Raw genomic sequence first — 16,290 nt, forward strand, 5'->3', positions numbered from 1 at the left:
TATACCGACAGCACCGCACTTTATCCGTAGAGATAAAACCATCGATACGTTAAACCAGTTAGTGGTGTTCGCGAGTCAAATACCACTGCATTAAGGCGATACACACCGCACCGCCCACGATATTCCCTAGTGTCACCGGGATTAAATTTTTAACAATAAAATGCGCCGCATCCAAATCGGCATATTGTGCCGTATTAAGACCAAGTGTCTGCCAAAATTCAGGGCTGCTGTAGTGTGCAGTTACAATCCCCATCGGGATCATAAACATATTGGCAACACAGTGCTCGAAGCCGGAGGCGACAAACATCGAAATCGGCAGAATCGCCGCCAGTGTTTTATCCGTCAGGGTTTTACCGGCATACGCCATCCACACCGCGATACACACCATAATGTTACAAAAAATACCCAGACTAAAGGCTTCGACCCAGGTGTGGTGGATTTTGTGCTGAGCAGTATTCAAAATCACCAAGCCCCATTTGCCGTCCGCCGCCATCGTTTGTCCGCCGAACCAAACCAGCGCGACGATAAACAGACTGCCGACAAAATTTCCGGCATAAACCGCACCCCAGTTACGCAACATTTGGAAGGTGCTGATTTTCTTCTCCACCCGAGCCAAAACCGTCATGGTTGAGGAGGTGAACAGCTCGTTACCGCAGACAATCACCATGATAATCCCGAGTGAAAACACTATGCCGCCGACAAATTTCGCCATGCCCCAAGCGACATCGGCTGCGCCGGTTTGCGTGGTGGCATAAAAGACAAAGGCAATCGCGATAAACGCCCCCGCCGGAATTGCCGACATAAAAGAAAGAAACTGATTTTTTTGTGCCTTATACGCCCCGGCATTCACCGCCACCGTGGTAATCTGCGCCGGATTCAACATATTGGAGGAGTTATTTGTATCTGTGCTCATCTTTGATTGTTTCCCTCGAAACTAAACATTTTTTTAAGATTTATTATTTTTTTTTAGCATTATAATTTTTTGCTGATACACAAACAAATCATTTTGAGACGCTATTCTATGTTATCTCACAAACTGTGATATAGATCAAATCAGGCTGTTAAGGCAGGGTTAAGATGTTATTTTATGGTTAAATTTGTGTTTTGATATTTAACGGAAAAGTGCTGATTGTGTAAACAAAGAGATTATAGTTTGGGATTATTTAGTAGGTGAAATAGCGTTCATGTTATTTTCTTGAACTCCTCTCATTTGTTGGTAGCATACTGGGATTTTTGCGCAATAGCAACTTGCCAAAAACCGTTAACTTCATTATTCTGGCTTCAATTTGTAGCAGATAATAAGGATAGCAGAATGACAACGACAGCCGCGCCGCAAGAAACGATTTTCAGTAAAATTATCCGTCGTGAAATTCCGGCGGATGTGGTGTATCAAGATGAATTGGTGACCGCATTTCGTGATATTTCGCCCCAAGCCCCGACCCATATTTTGATTATTCCGAATAAGCTGATTCCGACCGTCAATGCGGTGACGGCCGAAGACGAACAGGCTTTGGGGCGTCTGTTTGTGGTGGCGGCGAAAATCGCGCAGCAAGAGGGCATTGCCACAGAGGGCTATCGCTTAATTGTGAATTGTAACCGGCACGGCGGGCAAGAGGTGTTTCATTTGCATATGCACTTGGTCGGCGGCAAAAAACTGGGCGCAATGTTGGCAAAATAGGAATCATTGATGAAACGTTTTCTTCTTATTATGTTCGGCAGTGCCATGTTAGCGGCGTGTTCCAGTGCGCCGCCGCGTTATTTAGCTGACAGCGAGCCGATTGTGAATATCGACGCCGGCGTAGCCGCGGCAATTGAGGTGAAAGCCGGCGCCGAGCAGGTGGGGTTGACCAATATTAGCCAACGGCTGTTGGCATTACAGTATCAAATCACGTGGTATGATAAAGATGGCGTGACTCAGCTCAAAGACTGGTCGCAATTGCCGCAATGGGTGCAATTGGCGTTACCGCCGCAGCAACGTGAAATCATTGGTTTGGAAAAACCGACCCGGAACAGCAGTAATTATCGTATTTATATTAAAGGGCATTAGATAAGCCGTGTCATTATCCTCGATTCTGAATGCCGATTTTTGGACGGCAAAAGTCGTTTCTTGCCAGCCATTGGCGGGCGCGAGCGGCGATTCTTACGGCGTGCAACTGGAGAATCGGCAACGGTTTCTGCTGCGTCGGCAAAATGAGACGTTGCAACGCTTGGGAGCCGGGCGCGAATTTGAGGCGGATCTGCTATTCAGCCTGCAACTGTTGCCGTTTGTGCCATCGGTTTTTCATCAGGGGAATGATTTTCTGGTGCAACATTGGGTCGAAGGCGAACCGTTGGCGCAATGGAACGAACCGCACTTGGCGCAATTGGCGCTGAATTTACAGCAGTTACACCATTTTTCGGTGCTGCATTCGGCGGAAATCAATACGTTGCCACAGTTGGATCTGATTCGGCGGATTTTTTCCTTGTTGCAACAACTGCCGTCAGAACAGCATGGCGGTTGGCTAATGCAATTGGATCAATTAACCCCTTTTGTTGAAAGTGAGATTCAAGTGATTGCCCACCATGATCTTCATCCGCACAATATTATCGTACAGCCGGATGGCAGTTTCAAACTCCTCGATTGGGAATATGCGGCATGGTCCGAACCCGCCTTGGAAATGGCGTTTTTATTGGCGAATAACGAATTAAGCCAGGATCAGCAGCGCTATTTATTGCAATATTATTTGCAGGGAAACACTTTGTTGCAAAAAGAATGGGCGTTCGGTCAGGCGATTGCGAGTTATTTGCCGTGGGTGAAATTGCTCAACCGTTTGTGGTGGCAAGTGCGGCAAACGCTTGCGTCCGAATCTGTCGCGCAATAGACAAAATATAATCGCAAACACGTATAACAGGAAATTTTATGTCGACACTACTTATTGACTTGCAAGCCTATGAATTAACTACGGAAGAAGTGGAATTGTTGCAACATCCGCTTGTCGCAGGGGTGATTTTATTCAGCCGTAACTTTCACGATCGCCAACAACTGCAAGGCTTAATTCAATCGGTGCGGCAGCGGGTGAACAAGCCGCTGTTAATCACGGTTGATCAAGAGGGTGGTCGGGTGCAGCGTTTCCGGGACGGTTTTAGCTGTTTACCGGCAATGCAAGCCTTCGCCGCACTTGAAAGCGATGTTTTAAAACAACGACAACTGGCACAACAAGCCGGTTGGTTAATGGCGGCGGAAATGACCGCATTGGATATTGACCTCAGTTTTGCACCGGTGTTGGATTTAGGACATCAAAGCAAAGCCATTGGCGATCGCAGTTTCGGGGATGAAGTGCGGTCGGTGAGTGCGCTGGCGGAGGCATTTATCGACGGCATGGCGCAAGCCGGCATGGCGGCAACCGGCAAACATTTTCCGGGGCACGGACACGTTATCGCCGATTCGCATTTGGAAACGCCGATTGACGGGCGTGCCAAAGAGATGATTTTTGCCCACGATATCCAGCCGTTTGCCGAGTTGATTCAGCGGGGCAAATTACAAGCGGTAATGCCGGCACATGTGATTTACAGCCAATGTGACAGCCAACCGGCGAGCGGTTCGGCGTATTGGCTGAAAACGGTATTGCGCCAACAGCTCGGTTTCGACGGCGCGATTTTCTCCGATGATCTGGGCATGAAAGGCGCTGGTTTTATGGGGGATTTTGTGGAACGCTGTCAAGCCTCGCTTAACGCCGGTTGCGATCTGTTATTGCTGTGCAATAAACGCGAGGGCGTGATTCAGGTGTTGGATAATCTGCAACATCAAGCCGACCCGGAAAGCCAAGTGCGGTTAAACCGTTTGTTTAAACGGAAAACCATCGAATGGAACAGCCTGCAAGCCACAAGCCGTTGGGTTGAGGCAAACCGCACTTTAGAGCAATTGCAACAATGCTGGTTGGAGCAAAAAGCTGCATTTGTAAAATAAGCATTTGCTATGTTGAATGCAAGGTCGGATTAGGTATCCGCCCGAACCGCACTTTGCATTTTTCCATTATAGATTAAATGCTTATACCGCACTTCGTAAACGAGCGGATATCTAATCCGCCCCTATTTTTGTTACCAAATAAATTTACCGATTGGAAAGATAATAAATAATAATGAACCGTTTAACCTGCCTTTATCATCAACAGCGACAATGCGATTCCTGTCAGTGGTTGAATTTGGATTACGACCAACAGTTGGCGAAAAAACAGCAGCATTTGCAGCAGCAACTGGCGAAGTTGGATTTAACCGGTGCAGAATGGTTTGTGCCGTTTGCCTCGCCGCTCAGCGGTTTTCGTAATAAAGCGAAAATGGTGGTCAGCGGCAGTGTCGAGCGGCCGATTTTGGGCATTATCAATGATCCCGATGATCCGCAAAGTGCGGTTGATCTCTGCGGCTGCCCACTGTATCCCGCCAGCATTCAAGCGGTGTTTCCGCAGTTGAAAGATTTTATCGCCCGCGCCGGATTAGTGCCGTATAACCTGTTGAAACGTAAAGGCGAGCTGAAATATATTCTGCTGACGGAAAGCCGTTACAGCGGCAAACTGCTGCTGCGTTTTGTGCTGCGCAGTGAAGCCAAGTTGGCGTTAATTCGGCGCGAATTAGCCGGTTTATTACAGCGTTTGCCGAAGCTGGCGGTGGTGTCGGTCAATATTCAAGCGCAGCACGCGGCAATTTTAGAGGGCGAACAGGAAATTTTTCTGACCGGGCTACAGGTGTTGGAAGAGCGGTTTAACGGCATTCCGCTGTTTATCCGTCCGCAGGGTTTTTTCCAAACCAATCCGACGGTGGCGAGTGCGTTGTACCGGCAAGCGCAAGAATGGATAGAAAATCTGCCGATTTCCCATGTGTGGGATCTGTTTTGCGGCGTCGGTGGTTTCGGACTGCACTGTTTATCGGCTTTGAAAGCTCGGCAATCGGATATTTTTACCCGCTTAACCGGGATTGAAATCTCCGCTTCGGCAATTGCCAGCGCCAAGTTATCGGCAGCACGGTTGGGCTTGACGCAAGGGCAAAGTGCGGTTGAATTCCGTTCGTTAGATTCCGCCGCATTTGCGGCTCGGGAAACGCAACGGCAAAAACCGCAATTAGTGATTGTCAATCCGCCACGGCGCGGCATCGGCAAACCTTTAGCCGGGTTTTTGAATGAGTTTGCACCGCACTTTATCCTGTATTCCAGTTGCAATGCGAGCAGCATGGCAAAGGATTTGGCGTTATTGACGGATTATCGGATAATCAAAATCCGTCTGTTTGATATGTTCCCGCACACGGCGCACCTCGAGACGCTCGTATTACTTGTCAAGGAAATAGACCAATAACAGAAAAAGCGAATCAGGAAGACACTAAGAAGCCTGTCGTGCCGGCCGTGATGACGTGCCGCTGTGATTACAATGCCAAACCGAGACGGTTTAATGCTCAATCGGATTATTGTCAATAATCACCGTAGCATTGGCGCGTCTGGTATAAGGATCGTTTGACCGGGTTTGTAATTGCTGTTCCTGTATTTTCTGTTTTTCTTGTGCAATAACAGCAACTTCCTCACACTCTATATTGAAATCGGTGATGTTCACCCGGTTAACTTCTTTGGTGTAGTCCGGTCTGGCTATCGCTTGCTGACAAAGCATTGATACAAGCAACAGATAAAATATATTTCTCATTTTTTGCTACTCATATAAGTGTTGATGATGGAATGGAATAAATTTTGGCTAACAATATCTGAGTGGAATAAGTTTACTTTTCCGCTTAATGCTTTTTGATATAGCGTATTCTTAACATTATGGTAATTCATGCTAATTTGCGTCAGGAAGGGCGGTTGAATCTGATGAAAAAAGAGAAAAAAACACTGTCCAAACCAATCGAATGGGCTAAAATCTTGCTTGCTTGCTTGCTTGCTTGCTTGCTTGCTTGCTTGCTTGCTTGCTTGCTTGCTTGCTTGCTTGCTTGGCGAAAGAAGGAAAAATATTCATGTCAGTATTGATCTGTCTATGTAAAAAATCAGCCATATTAAAACATTTTTTTACAACAAAAGCTATTGTTGTTATGTTAATTTCCCTATTTTCTCTAACAATTGTGCTAAAATCTGCTTTTAATGCCTATTATTGTAAATAATTGCATATTTATCTTATATCAATAACGCAAGTGTTTGGGATTAACGTATTCAATTCCTCGATCCAGATAACCGATTCTTTCCAATTGTAGTAAGTGGCGTTTCGCCGGTAATCCGCCGCCAAATCCGGTCAACGCCAGATTTTTGCCTAAAATGCGGTGGCAAGGAATGATAATGCTGATTGGATTGCGCCCGACTGCACCGCCTACGGCACGCACCGCTTTCGGATTGCCGATTTGTTGTGCCAACTCGCCGTAACTGCTGAATTTGCCATAAGGAATTTGACGCAAGGCGTGCCACACTTGTTGTTGGAACGTCGTGCCTTGCGGGGCGAGCGGCAAATCGGAAAAGGTTTCAGCTTCGCCGTTAAAATAACGGCTAAGTGCGGTTTTGGTTGCGCTCAAAACCGCACTTTGTTCATCTTCTATCCAGTCGGTTGGTACGTTTGTTTGTTCTTGTTCGAATTCAACAGCGATCAGCGCTTGGTTTTTCTCTAATAACAATAAGTTACCAATAGGAGACGGGTAAAAACAGTAACGAATAGACATAAATGACCTCCGAAAATAAAAAAGACGCACCGATTACAGCACGCCTTTTGATTATAGGGCGGTTTGCCCTAATTAGAAGCGGTAATTTAAATTTAAACCGTAAATATTCGCAGTAGATTTGGCGGTAAATGTTGCTGGTAATTTACCCGCTTCAGCTTCTCTAAAGGTATTTTTGCTGGCACGTAAATGGGCATAGCCGACATCTACTGATAAATCGTCAGTGAAGCGATAAGTTGCCCCTAAGCTATACCAAGTGCGGTCTGCGTCAGGAATTGAAATTGAAAAATAGCCTTCTTGAACCGGGGTTTCATCATAGGCAATACCGGCACGCAGTGTTAAAGCCGTGTCTACGTCATAACTTACCCCTAAGGCGATACGAGAGGAATCTTTGAATTTTTCTTGTTTTTCAAAGAGCAGTTCGCCGGCGCTTCCGCTGGCATGTAATTCTTGAAAACGGCTCCAACGGGTTAATTTATAGCTGTAGTGCATGGCAAATTTATCGGTCATTTTATGATAACCGGCAACTTCCCAGTAGGCAGGCAGATTTAAGGTCAAAGAACCCGGAATGGTTTCACCGCCGGTTGCATTTAGTCCCGGTCTGACGGCATTTAAAATTGTTGGCAGTTGATTGGAATATTTTCCGTTAAAATCAATATCAACGTGTGAGTGGTAGGCAATACCGATACGGTTACGCTCGTTAAATTCGTAGACTAAACCGGCATTCCAGCCGTAACCCCACTCTTTTCCTTCCAAGCGGGCTGCCGTTGTCGACGGAGTTAGCCCTAAAGCAGGCAGGAATGCGGCACTGGTCGCACCGAGGTGGCGCTCAATTAAGGCATCGGCATACACCGCATTGAAACCTAAACCGACACTCCAGTTTTGGTTTAAACGATAGGCGCCGCTAAGGTTAAAGTTAATCGCGGTTAAGTCGGTTTTTCCGGCATAAAAACCTGCTTCATAGCTGTCTGGAAACTCTGTCATGAGACCGTAGTTCACATTTATGCCGCCACCGACAGAAAATTTTTCGTTGAGCGGGTGAACATAATAAAGAGTGGGAATGATGGCATTCGGGGCGATATTATTTTGGTTGGCAGGAATATCACCCTTTTGAGTGTGTAGCACGCCTTCCAAATTAACATTCGGATCGATATAAATCCCACCAACCGAAATTTCCGCCCGTTTAAATTGGGTCATTAATGCCGGATTCACCGCCACAACCGAGGCATTTTCCGCAATTGCTGCATCGCCGGCATAGGCGCGACCCAAACCGGAAGTGGAAACTTCCACTAGTTGGAAGGCGGCGGCGGAAGCGGCACCGGCGGAAAGCGTTAGTGTCGTGGTTAATAGAATTTGATTGATTTTGTTTAATTTAAACATAGTAAGGTTCCATTAAAAATAAAAAACAATGCGCTGTTGTAAAAATGTTAATGATTCTAATCAATCATGATCCCGATGGCAAATGTTTTCGTTTATTTATGTGATATTAACGCATATTTATTACTTTTTATGCGTTTGTCGGTGGGACAGTAACAACCATTTTGCTTTTTCTGTGATAAAATACCGTCACAATTTTAATTATATTTGGAGAAAAAAATGACTACGGAACAAAAATGCAAAGCGGAAGAAAGTAAAGTATGCTGCTGTGTCGATGTCGGCACGATTATTGATAATGAAGATTGTGGCGTGCAGTTTGAGCAGGTTTATGCCAGCGAGGCGCTTGCCCAAGAAGCATTGGCTTATTTAACCGAAAAAGCGCGGGCTGCGGAAAGCGATCCGGCAATCATTAATAGCAGTATCAGCCAAGTTGACGGCGGCTATTTACTGAAAGCGGATTTTGAATTCAGTTGCCAAGCGGAAAGCATGATTTTCCAATTGTCGACGCGCTAATTGCCGTTGTGCTCAGTCGGAGTTGGGCGCGACCATGCCCATCTCCAAGCCGAATACCGCACTTTGAGCGGCGCGGTTAACATTGGCGTTTATGCTTGCCTAATCTTGATCAAAATTGGCTTCCCAAGCCGAATTATCCAATCCATGCCCGAAGTGGCTTTCAACTAAACGCCGGGTGAAATCATTGCTCGGTTCGGTCAGCACGTCGCGCGTGCTGCCGTATTCCACCATGTGTCCTTCTTTCATCACCAACATATAATCGGAAATATGTTTGATAATTCCAACGTGTTGCCCCAAATAGATATAAGACAACCCCAACTGTTTTTGCAAATTCAGTAGCAGATTTAATAATTGGGTTTTCACCGAGGTGTCCATCGAGGCTAAGGCATTATCCAGAATCAGGATTTCCGGCTCCAGAATAACCGCGCGTGCCAGCGCCACCCGCTGTTTTTGGCTTTGCGACAAGGTGTAAATCGGAATATTGGCATGATCCGGATATAACCCGACCAAACGTAGGGTTTGATAGATTTTTTTGTTGCGCTGCGCTTCGTCCCAATTGGTGGTTAAACGCAGCGGGGTGTCGAGAATCTGCCCGATATTCAAGTGCGGTATCAGGCTGTTGTCGGGATCCTGCGACACCATACGGATGTGGCGGCAGCGGGATTGATAATCGCCGAATTGCAATTCCCGTCCTTTAAAACAAATTCTGCCTTTGCTGGGTTTGGTGATCCCGCCGATCATTTTTGCCAAGGTTGATTTGCCCGCGCCGTTTGCTCCGACGATAGCCAAGGTTGTCCCTTTTTCCAAACTGAAACTGATGTCGGTTACGGCGGCAAAAAGCCCCGAACGCCAGAAACTGTTATGATCGCGGAAGGATTTGCTGAGATCTTCCACTAACAGCAGAGAAGGGGAAGAATTAGTTTGCGTCGCCATAAGGTTTCTCGCTTTGAATGGTGAGTGGCGTAAAGGCTTTTTGGCTTTGCGGCTGCTCATGTTCACGGATATTCAACGGAAAATGGCAGGCGAATTCGTGCTGTTTAATCCGCTTTAACATCGGTTTTTGCACACAGCGTTTTTGTGCGAACGGGCAGCGTGGGCCCAGACGGCAGCCGACCGGTAAGTTATTCAGCAGTGGCACGCTGCCGCGCAACGTATTTAAGCGGCTTTTTAACGGCAACGGTTGGCTGAAATCCGGTATCGAATTCAGCAAAGATACGGTGTAAGGATGGTGTGGTTTTTCTAAAATAGCTTGCTTACTTGCACTTTCCACGGTTTGTCCGCAGTATAAGATCGTGAAATGGTCACACCATTCGCTGACGGTTTTAATATCGTTACTGGTTAGCAGGATGGTGGTATTCAAATTTTGGTTCATACTGGCGAGCAGACGGAAAACCTGTAGCTGCGTGGTTGCTTCCAATGCATGGGTCGGTTCGTCCGCCACTAATAAGCGGGGTTGGTTGACCACCGCCATTGCCACCACCACTTTTTGCGCTTCGCCTTCGGTGATCTCAAACGGATAACTGCTCATAATATCTTTATGATCTTTTATCCCGATTCGGTGCAACAGTTCGATGACCCGCCGTTTTTTCCAACCGAACCATTTCCACCACGGGCCTTTATAGGAAAATACCGGAATGGCGTTTATCAATTGTTTGCCGATTTTTCGGCTGGGGTCAAGGCAAGACAACGGATCTTGAAACACCATCGCAATCTCTTTACCGACCAGTTTGCGCCGTTTCGTCGGATTGAGTTTCAGCAATTCAACATCATTAAAGCGGAAGCGATCCGCACTGATTTTCCAAGACGGTTTGGCGGAATTACAGATGATTTTCGCCACCAAACTCTTGCCTGAGCCGGATTCGCCGATTAAGCCGCACACATCGCCCTCGTTGACCGTCAAATTCATATTGTCGATTATTTTGACTTTGCCTTGCGGGGTGTTCACTTCCACCGTCAGATTGCGTATATCCAGTAATGCCATATTAATTCCTTTAGCCTTTTGTATTCACGCTTACACTTAGCTCTTGCGAAAGTAGCGTTCGATCGCTTTCGCCAAACCGTCACTGAATAACAAGACGATCAAAATCACCGACATCAAAAGCAAACCGGGCAAAATAGGCAGCCAAGGCGCTAAGTAGATCAAGTCAATATATTCGCGAATCAACGCCCCCCATTCCGGCTGCGGCGGCTGTGCACCGAGGGCGATGAAGCTCAGGGCGCTGATATCCAAGATCGCCAGCGTAAAAATCCGCCCGGTTAAACGGATAAACATCGGCAGCAGATTCGGCAACATCACTTTGTTAATCAGATAGCTTTTCGAAGCGCCGTCAAGACGTAGCATTAAGACATATTCTTTGTGCATTTCCGTTTGCAGTGCCAGATAAACCTGGTGGATAAAATAGGGCAGAGAAGCCAAAAAAATGGCAAGCATGGCATTTAACAAGCTAGGCTGCATTAACGTGGCGATTATTATCGCCAATAATAGAATCGGAATCGACAAAAACGCATCCAAAAAGTGTCCCAAAATATCCGACTTTATACCTTGGCCTGTGCCGGCGATTACCCCCAACAGACTGCCGATTAATAAGGTGAGCAACGCAACGAGCATTGCACCGCCGAAGGTATAACGCAAGCCGTGAATCAAACGGCTGAACAGATCGCGTCCCAATTCATCGGTGCCGAAGAAAAAAGCGATTTTGCCTTGGTTATTCCACGATGGCGGCAACAGTTCCTGCCCGACAAATTGCATATTGTCTTGATAAGGGGCAACCAACGGCGATAACACGGTCACGAGAATGAATCCCAGCAACAAATAGCCGCAGAATAACGCGGGTTTATTGCGCTGAAACAGCTGCCAAATTTCCTGTAACGGAGAGGTGAAACGAAATTCGTCCGGTTCTTTATCTAACATACCACCCCTTACGATTAAACGGATCCGAGAGAAACATCAAAAAACCGCTGAACAAATTAATCAAAATAATGACCAAACCGATAATCAGCATACCGGCGGAAATGGCGTTGTAATCCTGCTGTTCCACTGCGTTAATCAACCATTGCCCGATACCCGGCCAACTGAAAATATTTTCCACTAACATACACATTGCCACCAGCATGGTGAAGCTACGGGTCAGTTGCGGAATCAGCGGCGGCAGAGTATTGCGAATTAACATCAACCGCGCAATCTTCAGTTTTGACCAGCCGCGTGTTTCCACGACCTTCACATAATTTTCGCGCAGGATTTTTTCTGCCTGGTTCTGGGTTAATTGAATGATTTCCATCAGCGGGGCGATCATTAACACCAGCACCGGCAGTGCCAAATGTTGGAACACGTTTTGAATGATTTTGAGCTGGTAGGGGTGATCGCCAAACCACACATCAATCACGGCAAAACCGGTGATCGGCTCGATTTGATATAGCGGATAATATTGCCCGATGGCGGAAATTTCCCATTGATAACTCGCGGCGAGATAGAGCACAATCGGCGCAATCCAGAAAATCGGCAGCGAAATGCCGAATGACGAACCGAAACGAATGGCTTTGCCGAGCCATTGTTTGGAATAAAACGCACCAAGGAAACCGAGCGGCAACCCGAAGAGAATGGCGAAGAACAGGGCAAAAATACAGAGTTCAATCGTTGCGGGCAGCACGGCTAAAATTTGCCCTAACAGCGGTTGTCCGTCCAGATAGCTGATACCGAAATCACCGTAAAACAGGCGCTGTACGTAACCGATATAGCCGGAGTAAAAGTGCGGTTTGGCTAAAATCGCATTGAGGGGATCGCGCATTAAAATGTGGTAGCTGATCAGTGACAGAACCACTAATGTCATCAAGGTTAATAACGCGCGGCGCAGAATAAACAGCATTTATTGTGCCTCCCGTTGCAATTTTAAATCGGCAAAGCGAATGGTGCCGAGCGGTGACATTTTAACCCGTTGCACTTGTTTGTTGTAAATCATCATGCGTTTGACACTGGCAATCGGGATCAAGGGGACTTGGTTCAAGACATATTGTTGTGCTATGTCATAATCCAGTGCCCGCGACAGTTGTATCGGCGTGCGTAACGCCCGATCCATCACTTGGTCAAACTCCGGATAGCACCAGTTGGCGATATTGGTATGGGCGTTATTGGTGTGGCAACTCAGAATCGGGCGCAAGAAACCGTCGGGATCGAGACTGCCTGCCAACCAACCGCCTAAAATCAGGTGATAGTCATCTTGTCCGGACAGCAATAAGTGCTCCAACTCACTGCGTTGTAAATATTTCATCTTCACCTTGATCCCCGCCTGTTCCAGATCAAAGCGGATCATTTCCGCCGTTTTCACCGGGCTGGGATTATAGACCTGATTATCGGTCAGCACCCAGAAATTCAGCGTCAGATCCTTATCGGCAAAAAAGATTTTCGCGCTTTCCGGCTGATAGTTATAGGCGAACGAGCGCATATTGAATTGTGATGCCCACGAGCTTTTAGGAATAATGGTGTTGGCAACCTCGGCGGTATCGAAATAGATTTGGCGAACAATCCGTTCACGGTTGATCGCCTGTGCCAAGGTGCGGCGCAAGACCGGGCTTTGCACCGCCGCTTGGTTCATGTTAAACGCCAGAAACGATAGGTTCATCCCATCGACCGAGGTTGCGCCAAACCGCGCTTGGTTACGCAGTAAGTTGTTGACTTGGCTGGCTTCGGGAAAAGCCATAATATCGCACTCTTGATTCATCATTTTTTCCAAACGGCCGGAACGGCTGCTCGACAGATCAACCACGATATGTTTAATCTCGCTTTTTTTATTCCAATAGGTATCGTTGCGCTGTAAGCGTACGTATTGGTTGCGGAAATAATCGCCGATTTTATACGCCCCGGTGCCAATCGGCAGGGTGTCCAGCTGGGCGATGTTATCATCGGCACTGAGTTGCAGTGCATATTCTTGCGATAAAATCACGGCGTATTGGCTGGCAAGGTGATCTAAAATGGACGAGTCAGGCGCATTTAATTCGATTTTGACCTGATAAGGCGAAACCGCGCTGACATTGGCTATTTTACCGTTAAAGTCAATGCTGTCGAAATAAGGATAACGGTTTTGCCGCGCCAAATCGTAATAGATTTGATATTGCGGATTATGCTGCCGAGAGGGTTGTTCCTGTTCCGGCGTCGGATAGGAATGTAAACGTCCTAATACGCGGTTAAGCGAAAACACCACATCATCGGCATTCATGTCACGGCTTGGGGTAAACCAAGCGGTTTGATGGAATTTAACCCCTTTGCGCAGGTTGATCAGCAACGTTTTGCGATCACGGGAAAGGATGTAACCCGTCGCCAACGAGGGAACAATTTTTTTACTTTTATCATTTTTTATATCAAACAGCTTGTTATAGATCTGTTCCGCCACCACATTCATACTCGTGCCGACATCAACCGTTTGCGGATTAAACGAGAAGCCTGTAGAGTGAGTGCAGTAAATCAAGCCGTTGTCCAACAGTTCCTCGGGAATGCGCGGCGCAGCCGACAGACTCTGCGGCAGGACGGCAGAGAATAAAAAAAACGTGACAGATAACAGGGGTTTGTTAAATAACAACATTGCACTTATTAATCTGATCTGAGTAATATAAGGTTAAATTGTAGTTTATCCGTCGGCATAATGCCATTTTCTTTTCGTGGATTGCGTGAAATCAGGAGAATATCATGTTTTGGAGTATTGTTTTATTGTCAATCGCCGCCTTTATTTTTTGTTTGCTGGTGCTGCCGTTTTGGGTGTATATGCACTACAAAAGTAAGCGGCAAATGGGCGCCGGTTTGAGTATGGAAGATAAGGCGAAAATTCACCAATTGAATGAACAGGCAAAGGCATTGCGTCGGCGGGTGGAGCAATTGGAAGCGATATTGGATTATCAGCAACCGCAATGGCGTCAGGCGAACAAGCCGCAATAGGGGGACAAGATGATTTACCGTTATCCGCAACAAGGAATGCTGGCCGGCGTTTGCGCCGGGCTGGCAAAAGCCACCGGCTTGGAAACTTGGGTCGTGCGCTTGGTCACGGTGTCGCTATTTTTATTCGGCGGTTATTTCGTGATTTTGATTGCCTATATCGCCGCGGCAATGCTGTTGGATAAAGCGCCGTCGGGCGATTATCAGTCGGATTTTTACCAAAAAATCTTTGATCCAACGCCGTTAAAGGAAAAAACCTGGCGCGCCGGGGTGAGCGCCAATCAGAAATTGATTGATTTGGATATGGAATTCACGTTGCTGGCCAAGCGTATCACTCAAATTGAAGATTATGTCGGCACACCGGGCAGCCGTAACCAATAGAAGAATCGAAACATGTTGAATTCGTTACAAAAATCCTTACGCCGCGAAGTGACTGATCTGGTTAACCGCGGTTTTGACCGCACTTTGCGCCTTGCGGTAACCGGTTTGAGCCAAAGCGGAAAAACGGCGTTTATCACCAGTTTGGTCAATCAACTTTTGACAATTGATCGTGAGGATAACAGCCATTTGCCGTTTTTTTCCGCTGCCCGTCAACGCCATATTTTGGCCGTCAAGCGGGTTGAACAGGAAAACTGGAGCATTCCGCGTTTTGATTATGAAGCGAATCTAACCGCACTTAAACAAAATCCGCCGCAATGGGGGCAATCGACCCGTGGCGTGGGGGAAATTCGTTTGGCGATCCGTTACCGCCACAGCAGCGGCTTAATGCGGCATTTAAAACAAGAAAGCACGCTGTATCTGGATATTTTCGATTATCCGGGCGAGTGGTTGCTGGATTTACCGTTATTGGAGACTGGCTTTAAACAATGGTCGCAAAGCCTGCAAAAGCTCAATATCGGCGTGCGTGCGGAGTTGGCGCAAGCGTGGTTGCAACAGGTTGGCGCCCTTGATCTCAGCGCGACCGCAGACGAAGAGATCTTGGCAAACTTAGCCAAACGCTACACCGAGTATCTGTTCGTTTGCAAAGTGCAAGGATTGCAATTTATTCAACCGGGGCACTTTGTGTTGCCCGGTGAATATGCCGGTGCGCCGGCGCTGCAATTTTTCCCGCTTTTGCATTTGGACGAACAACAATGGCAGGCGCTGGAACAACACAGCGCGCGCGACAGCTATTACCGTGTGTTAAAAAAACGTTACTACTACTACCGTGAAAAAATCGTCAAACGTTTCTATGAAAATTATTTCAGCAAGTTTGATCGTCAGATCATTTTGGCGGACTGCCTGACGCCGTTAAATTACAGCCGCCAAGCCTTTGAAGAAACCAAAGAGAGCCTGCGCCAACTGTTTAAAAATTTTCACTATGGCAACCGCACGTTACTGCACCGTCTGTTTGCACCGAAAATTGATAAATTGCTGTTTGTGGCAAGTAAAGCAGATCATGTTACCGCGGATCAACTGCCGAATTTGATCAGCTTAATGCGCCGGCTGGTGCAAGAGGGCGGACAGCACGTTAATTTTGCCGGGGTGGAGAACGAATACAGCGCAATTGCCTCGATTCGCGCCACCAAAGCGGTCACCGTGAATGACAACGGGCAAAGGATCAAAGCGCTGCAAGGCGTGCGCAGCAAGGATAAAAAATTTGTCACCGTTTTTCCCGGCAGCGTGCCAAGCCGTTTACCGACAGCCGATTTTTGGCAGCAAAACCGATTTGAATTCGATCAGTTTGAGCCGCTGCCACTGGATGAAGACGAACGGATACCGCACTTACGCATGGACAGCGTACTGCAATTTTTATTAGCGGATAAGTTGGATTAATCATAGGATCA

General features: G+C 47.1%; 19 protein-coding genes. 9 read left to right on the forward strand and 10 right to left on the reverse strand.

What is annotated here, in order from left to right; translation table 11 throughout:
* Positions 1-58: 58 nt before the first annotated feature.
* The gene (gene focA / locus ACWA5Z_RS07810; protein WP_431051201.1) at positions 59-913 is read right to left on the reverse strand and encodes a formate transporter FocA; all 855 of its coding nucleotides are present in this window, start codon (positions 911-913) and stop codon (positions 59-61) included.
* A 399-nt stretch (positions 914-1,312) separates the two neighbouring features.
* Between focA and hinT the strand changes: the two genes are divergently transcribed.
* The 5 genes from hinT to rlmC all read left to right on the forward strand — a co-directional run bounded on the left by hinT (position 1,313) and on the right by rlmC (position 5,321).
* On the forward strand, positions 1,313-1,678 hold the full coding sequence (gene hinT / locus ACWA5Z_RS07815) for a purine nucleoside phosphoramidase (RefSeq protein ID WP_431051203.1): 366 nt from the start codon (positions 1,313-1,315) through the stop codon (positions 1,676-1,678).
* A 9-nt stretch (positions 1,679-1,687) separates the two neighbouring features.
* Positions 1,688-2,047: a YcfL family protein gene (locus ACWA5Z_RS07820; RefSeq protein ID WP_431051205.1), complete on the forward strand. Its 360-nt coding sequence runs from the start codon at positions 1,688-1,690 to the stop codon at positions 2,045-2,047.
* Between the two features lie 7 nt (positions 2,048-2,054).
* A complete protein-coding gene (locus tag ACWA5Z_RS07825; RefSeq protein ID WP_431051207.1) occupies positions 2,055-2,861 on the forward strand; it encodes a phosphotransferase in 807 nt (268 codons plus the stop codon).
* A 38-nt stretch (positions 2,862-2,899) separates the two neighbouring features.
* Positions 2,900-3,946: a beta-N-acetylhexosaminidase gene (nagZ, locus tag ACWA5Z_RS07830; RefSeq protein WP_431051209.1), complete on the forward strand. Its 1,047-nt coding sequence runs from the start codon at positions 2,900-2,902 to the stop codon at positions 3,944-3,946.
* Positions 3,947-4,118: 172 nt separating this feature from the next.
* Positions 4,119-5,321 carry a 23S rRNA (uracil(747)-C(5))-methyltransferase RlmC gene (rlmC, locus tag ACWA5Z_RS07835; RefSeq protein WP_431051211.1) on the forward strand — a complete coding sequence of 401 codons (1,203 nt, stop codon included), beginning with the start codon at positions 4,119-4,121 and terminating at the stop codon, positions 5,319-5,321.
* A gap of 90 nt (positions 5,322-5,411) precedes the next feature.
* Here rlmC and ACWA5Z_RS07840 read toward each other — a convergent pair whose 3' ends face one another.
* The 4 genes from ACWA5Z_RS07840 to ACWA5Z_RS07855 all read right to left on the reverse strand — a co-directional run bounded on the left by ACWA5Z_RS07840 (position 5,412) and on the right by ACWA5Z_RS07855 (position 8,034).
* A complete protein-coding gene (locus tag ACWA5Z_RS07840; RefSeq protein ID WP_431051213.1) occupies positions 5,412-5,660 on the reverse strand; it encodes a hypothetical protein in 249 nt (82 codons plus the stop codon).
* A gap of 207 nt (positions 5,661-5,867) precedes the next feature.
* On the reverse strand, positions 5,868-6,005 hold the full coding sequence (locus ACWA5Z_RS07845; RefSeq protein ID WP_431051215.1) for a hypothetical protein: 138 nt from the start codon (positions 6,003-6,005) through the stop codon (positions 5,868-5,870).
* A gap of 124 nt (positions 6,006-6,129) precedes the next feature.
* Complete coding sequence (locus ACWA5Z_RS07850; protein WP_431051217.1) at positions 6,130-6,657, reverse strand: methylated-DNA--[protein]-cysteine S-methyltransferase; 528 nt, start codon at positions 6,655-6,657, stop codon at positions 6,130-6,132.
* A 72-nt stretch (positions 6,658-6,729) separates the two neighbouring features.
* On the reverse strand, positions 6,730-8,034 hold the full coding sequence (locus ACWA5Z_RS07855) for a porin (protein ID WP_431051219.1): 1,305 nt from the start codon (positions 8,032-8,034) through the stop codon (positions 6,730-6,732).
* Positions 8,035-8,250: 216 nt separating this feature from the next.
* Here ACWA5Z_RS07855 and ACWA5Z_RS07860 point away from each other — a divergent pair, with 216 nt between their 5' ends.
* Positions 8,251-8,544: a YfcZ/YiiS family protein gene (locus ACWA5Z_RS07860; RefSeq protein WP_431051221.1), complete on the forward strand. Its 294-nt coding sequence runs from the start codon at positions 8,251-8,253 to the stop codon at positions 8,542-8,544.
* Positions 8,545-8,643: 99 nt separating this feature from the next.
* On the opposite strand, the gene ACWA5Z_RS07865 is transcribed toward ACWA5Z_RS07860, so the two are convergent.
* The 5 genes from ACWA5Z_RS07865 to ACWA5Z_RS07885 are packed head-to-tail and all read right to left on the reverse strand — an operon-like array spanning position 8,644 to position 14,117.
* Complete coding sequence (locus ACWA5Z_RS07865) at positions 8,644-9,477, reverse strand: ATP-binding cassette domain-containing protein (protein ID WP_431051223.1); 834 nt, start codon at positions 9,475-9,477, stop codon at positions 8,644-8,646.
* Positions 9,461-10,525: a peptide ABC transporter ATP-binding protein gene (locus ACWA5Z_RS07870; protein WP_431051225.1), complete on the reverse strand. Its 1,065-nt coding sequence runs from the start codon at positions 10,523-10,525 to the stop codon at positions 9,461-9,463. Before ACWA5Z_RS07870 ends, ACWA5Z_RS07865 begins: the two co-directional genes overlap by 17 nt.
* Positions 10,526-10,561: 36 nt before the next feature.
* A complete protein-coding gene (locus ACWA5Z_RS07875) occupies positions 10,562-11,455 on the reverse strand; it encodes an ABC transporter permease subunit (RefSeq protein WP_431051227.1) in 894 nt (297 codons plus the stop codon).
* Positions 11,445-12,407, reverse strand: coding sequence for an ABC transporter permease (locus ACWA5Z_RS07880; protein ID WP_431051229.1), 963 nt, complete (start codon positions 12,405-12,407; stop codon positions 11,445-11,447). Before ACWA5Z_RS07880 ends, ACWA5Z_RS07875 begins: the two co-directional genes overlap by 11 nt.
* Entirely contained in the window at positions 12,408-14,117 is a 1,710-nt protein-coding gene (locus ACWA5Z_RS07885) for an ABC transporter substrate-binding protein (RefSeq protein ID WP_431051232.1), read from the reverse strand.
* A 104-nt stretch (positions 14,118-14,221) separates the two neighbouring features.
* Between ACWA5Z_RS07885 and pspB the strand changes: the two genes are divergently transcribed.
* Genes pspB through ACWA5Z_RS07900 form a run of 3 tightly spaced genes read left to right on the forward strand, consistent with a single transcriptional unit; the run spans position 14,222 to position 16,279 of the window.
* A complete protein-coding gene (gene pspB / locus ACWA5Z_RS07890; protein WP_431051234.1) occupies positions 14,222-14,467 on the forward strand; it encodes an envelope stress response membrane protein PspB in 246 nt (81 codons plus the stop codon).
* Between the two features lie 9 nt (positions 14,468-14,476).
* Positions 14,477-14,845 carry a PspC domain-containing protein gene (locus tag ACWA5Z_RS07895; protein ID WP_431051236.1) on the forward strand — a complete coding sequence of 123 codons (369 nt, stop codon included), beginning with the start codon at positions 14,477-14,479 and terminating at the stop codon, positions 14,843-14,845.
* Between the two features lie 12 nt (positions 14,846-14,857).
* Positions 14,858-16,279: a YcjX family GTP-binding protein gene (locus tag ACWA5Z_RS07900; protein WP_431051238.1), complete on the forward strand. Its 1,422-nt coding sequence runs from the start codon at positions 14,858-14,860 to the stop codon at positions 16,277-16,279.
* Positions 16,280-16,290: the final 11 nt, after the last annotated feature.

The organism is Testudinibacter sp. P80/BLE/0925 (assembly GCF_053570785.1).

Coding starts and splice junctions, on each gene's coding strand:
- focA (WP_431051201.1), bottom strand. CDS start 913: ATGAGCACAGATACAAATAACTCCTCCAATATGTTGAATCCGGCGCAG.
- hinT (WP_431051203.1), top strand. CDS start 1,313: ATGACAACGACAGCCGCGCCGCAAGAAACGATTTTCAGTAAAATTATC.
- ACWA5Z_RS07820 (WP_431051205.1), top strand. CDS start 1,688: ATGAAACGTTTTCTTCTTATTATGTTCGGCAGTGCCATGTTAGCGGCG.
- nagZ (WP_431051209.1), top strand. CDS start 2,900: ATGTCGACACTACTTATTGACTTGCAAGCCTATGAATTAACTACGGAA.
- rlmC (WP_431051211.1), top strand. CDS start 4,119: ATGAACCGTTTAACCTGCCTTTATCATCAACAGCGACAATGCGATTCC.
- ACWA5Z_RS07840 (WP_431051213.1), bottom strand. CDS start 5,660: ATGAGAAATATATTTTATCTGTTGCTTGTATCAATGCTTTGTCAGCAA.
- ACWA5Z_RS07845 (WP_431051215.1), bottom strand. CDS start 6,005: ATGGCTGATTTTTTACATAGACAGATCAATACTGACATGAATATTTTT.
- ACWA5Z_RS07850 (WP_431051217.1), bottom strand. CDS start 6,657: ATGTCTATTCGTTACTGTTTTTACCCGTCTCCTATTGGTAACTTATTG.
- ACWA5Z_RS07855 (WP_431051219.1), bottom strand. CDS start 8,034: ATGTTTAAATTAAACAAAATCAATCAAATTCTATTAACCACGACACTA.
- ACWA5Z_RS07860 (WP_431051221.1), top strand. CDS start 8,251: ATGACTACGGAACAAAAATGCAAAGCGGAAGAAAGTAAAGTATGCTGC.
- ACWA5Z_RS07865 (WP_431051223.1), bottom strand. CDS start 9,477: ATGGCGACGCAAACTAATTCTTCCCCTTCTCTGCTGTTAGTGGAAGAT.
- ACWA5Z_RS07870 (WP_431051225.1), bottom strand. CDS start 10,525: ATGGCATTACTGGATATACGCAATCTGACGGTGGAAGTGAACACCCCG.
- ACWA5Z_RS07875 (WP_431051227.1), bottom strand. CDS start 11,455: ATGTTAGATAAAGAACCGGACGAATTTCGTTTCACCTCTCCGTTACAG.
- ACWA5Z_RS07880 (WP_431051229.1), bottom strand. CDS start 12,407: ATGCTGTTTATTCTGCGCCGCGCGTTATTAACCTTGATGACATTAGTG.
- ACWA5Z_RS07885 (WP_431051232.1), bottom strand. CDS start 14,117: ATGTTGTTATTTAACAAACCCCTGTTATCTGTCACGTTTTTTTTATTC.
- pspB (WP_431051234.1), top strand. CDS start 14,222: ATGTTTTGGAGTATTGTTTTATTGTCAATCGCCGCCTTTATTTTTTGT.
- ACWA5Z_RS07895 (WP_431051236.1), top strand. CDS start 14,477: ATGATTTACCGTTATCCGCAACAAGGAATGCTGGCCGGCGTTTGCGCC.
- ACWA5Z_RS07900 (WP_431051238.1), top strand. CDS start 14,858: ATGTTGAATTCGTTACAAAAATCCTTACGCCGCGAAGTGACTGATCTG.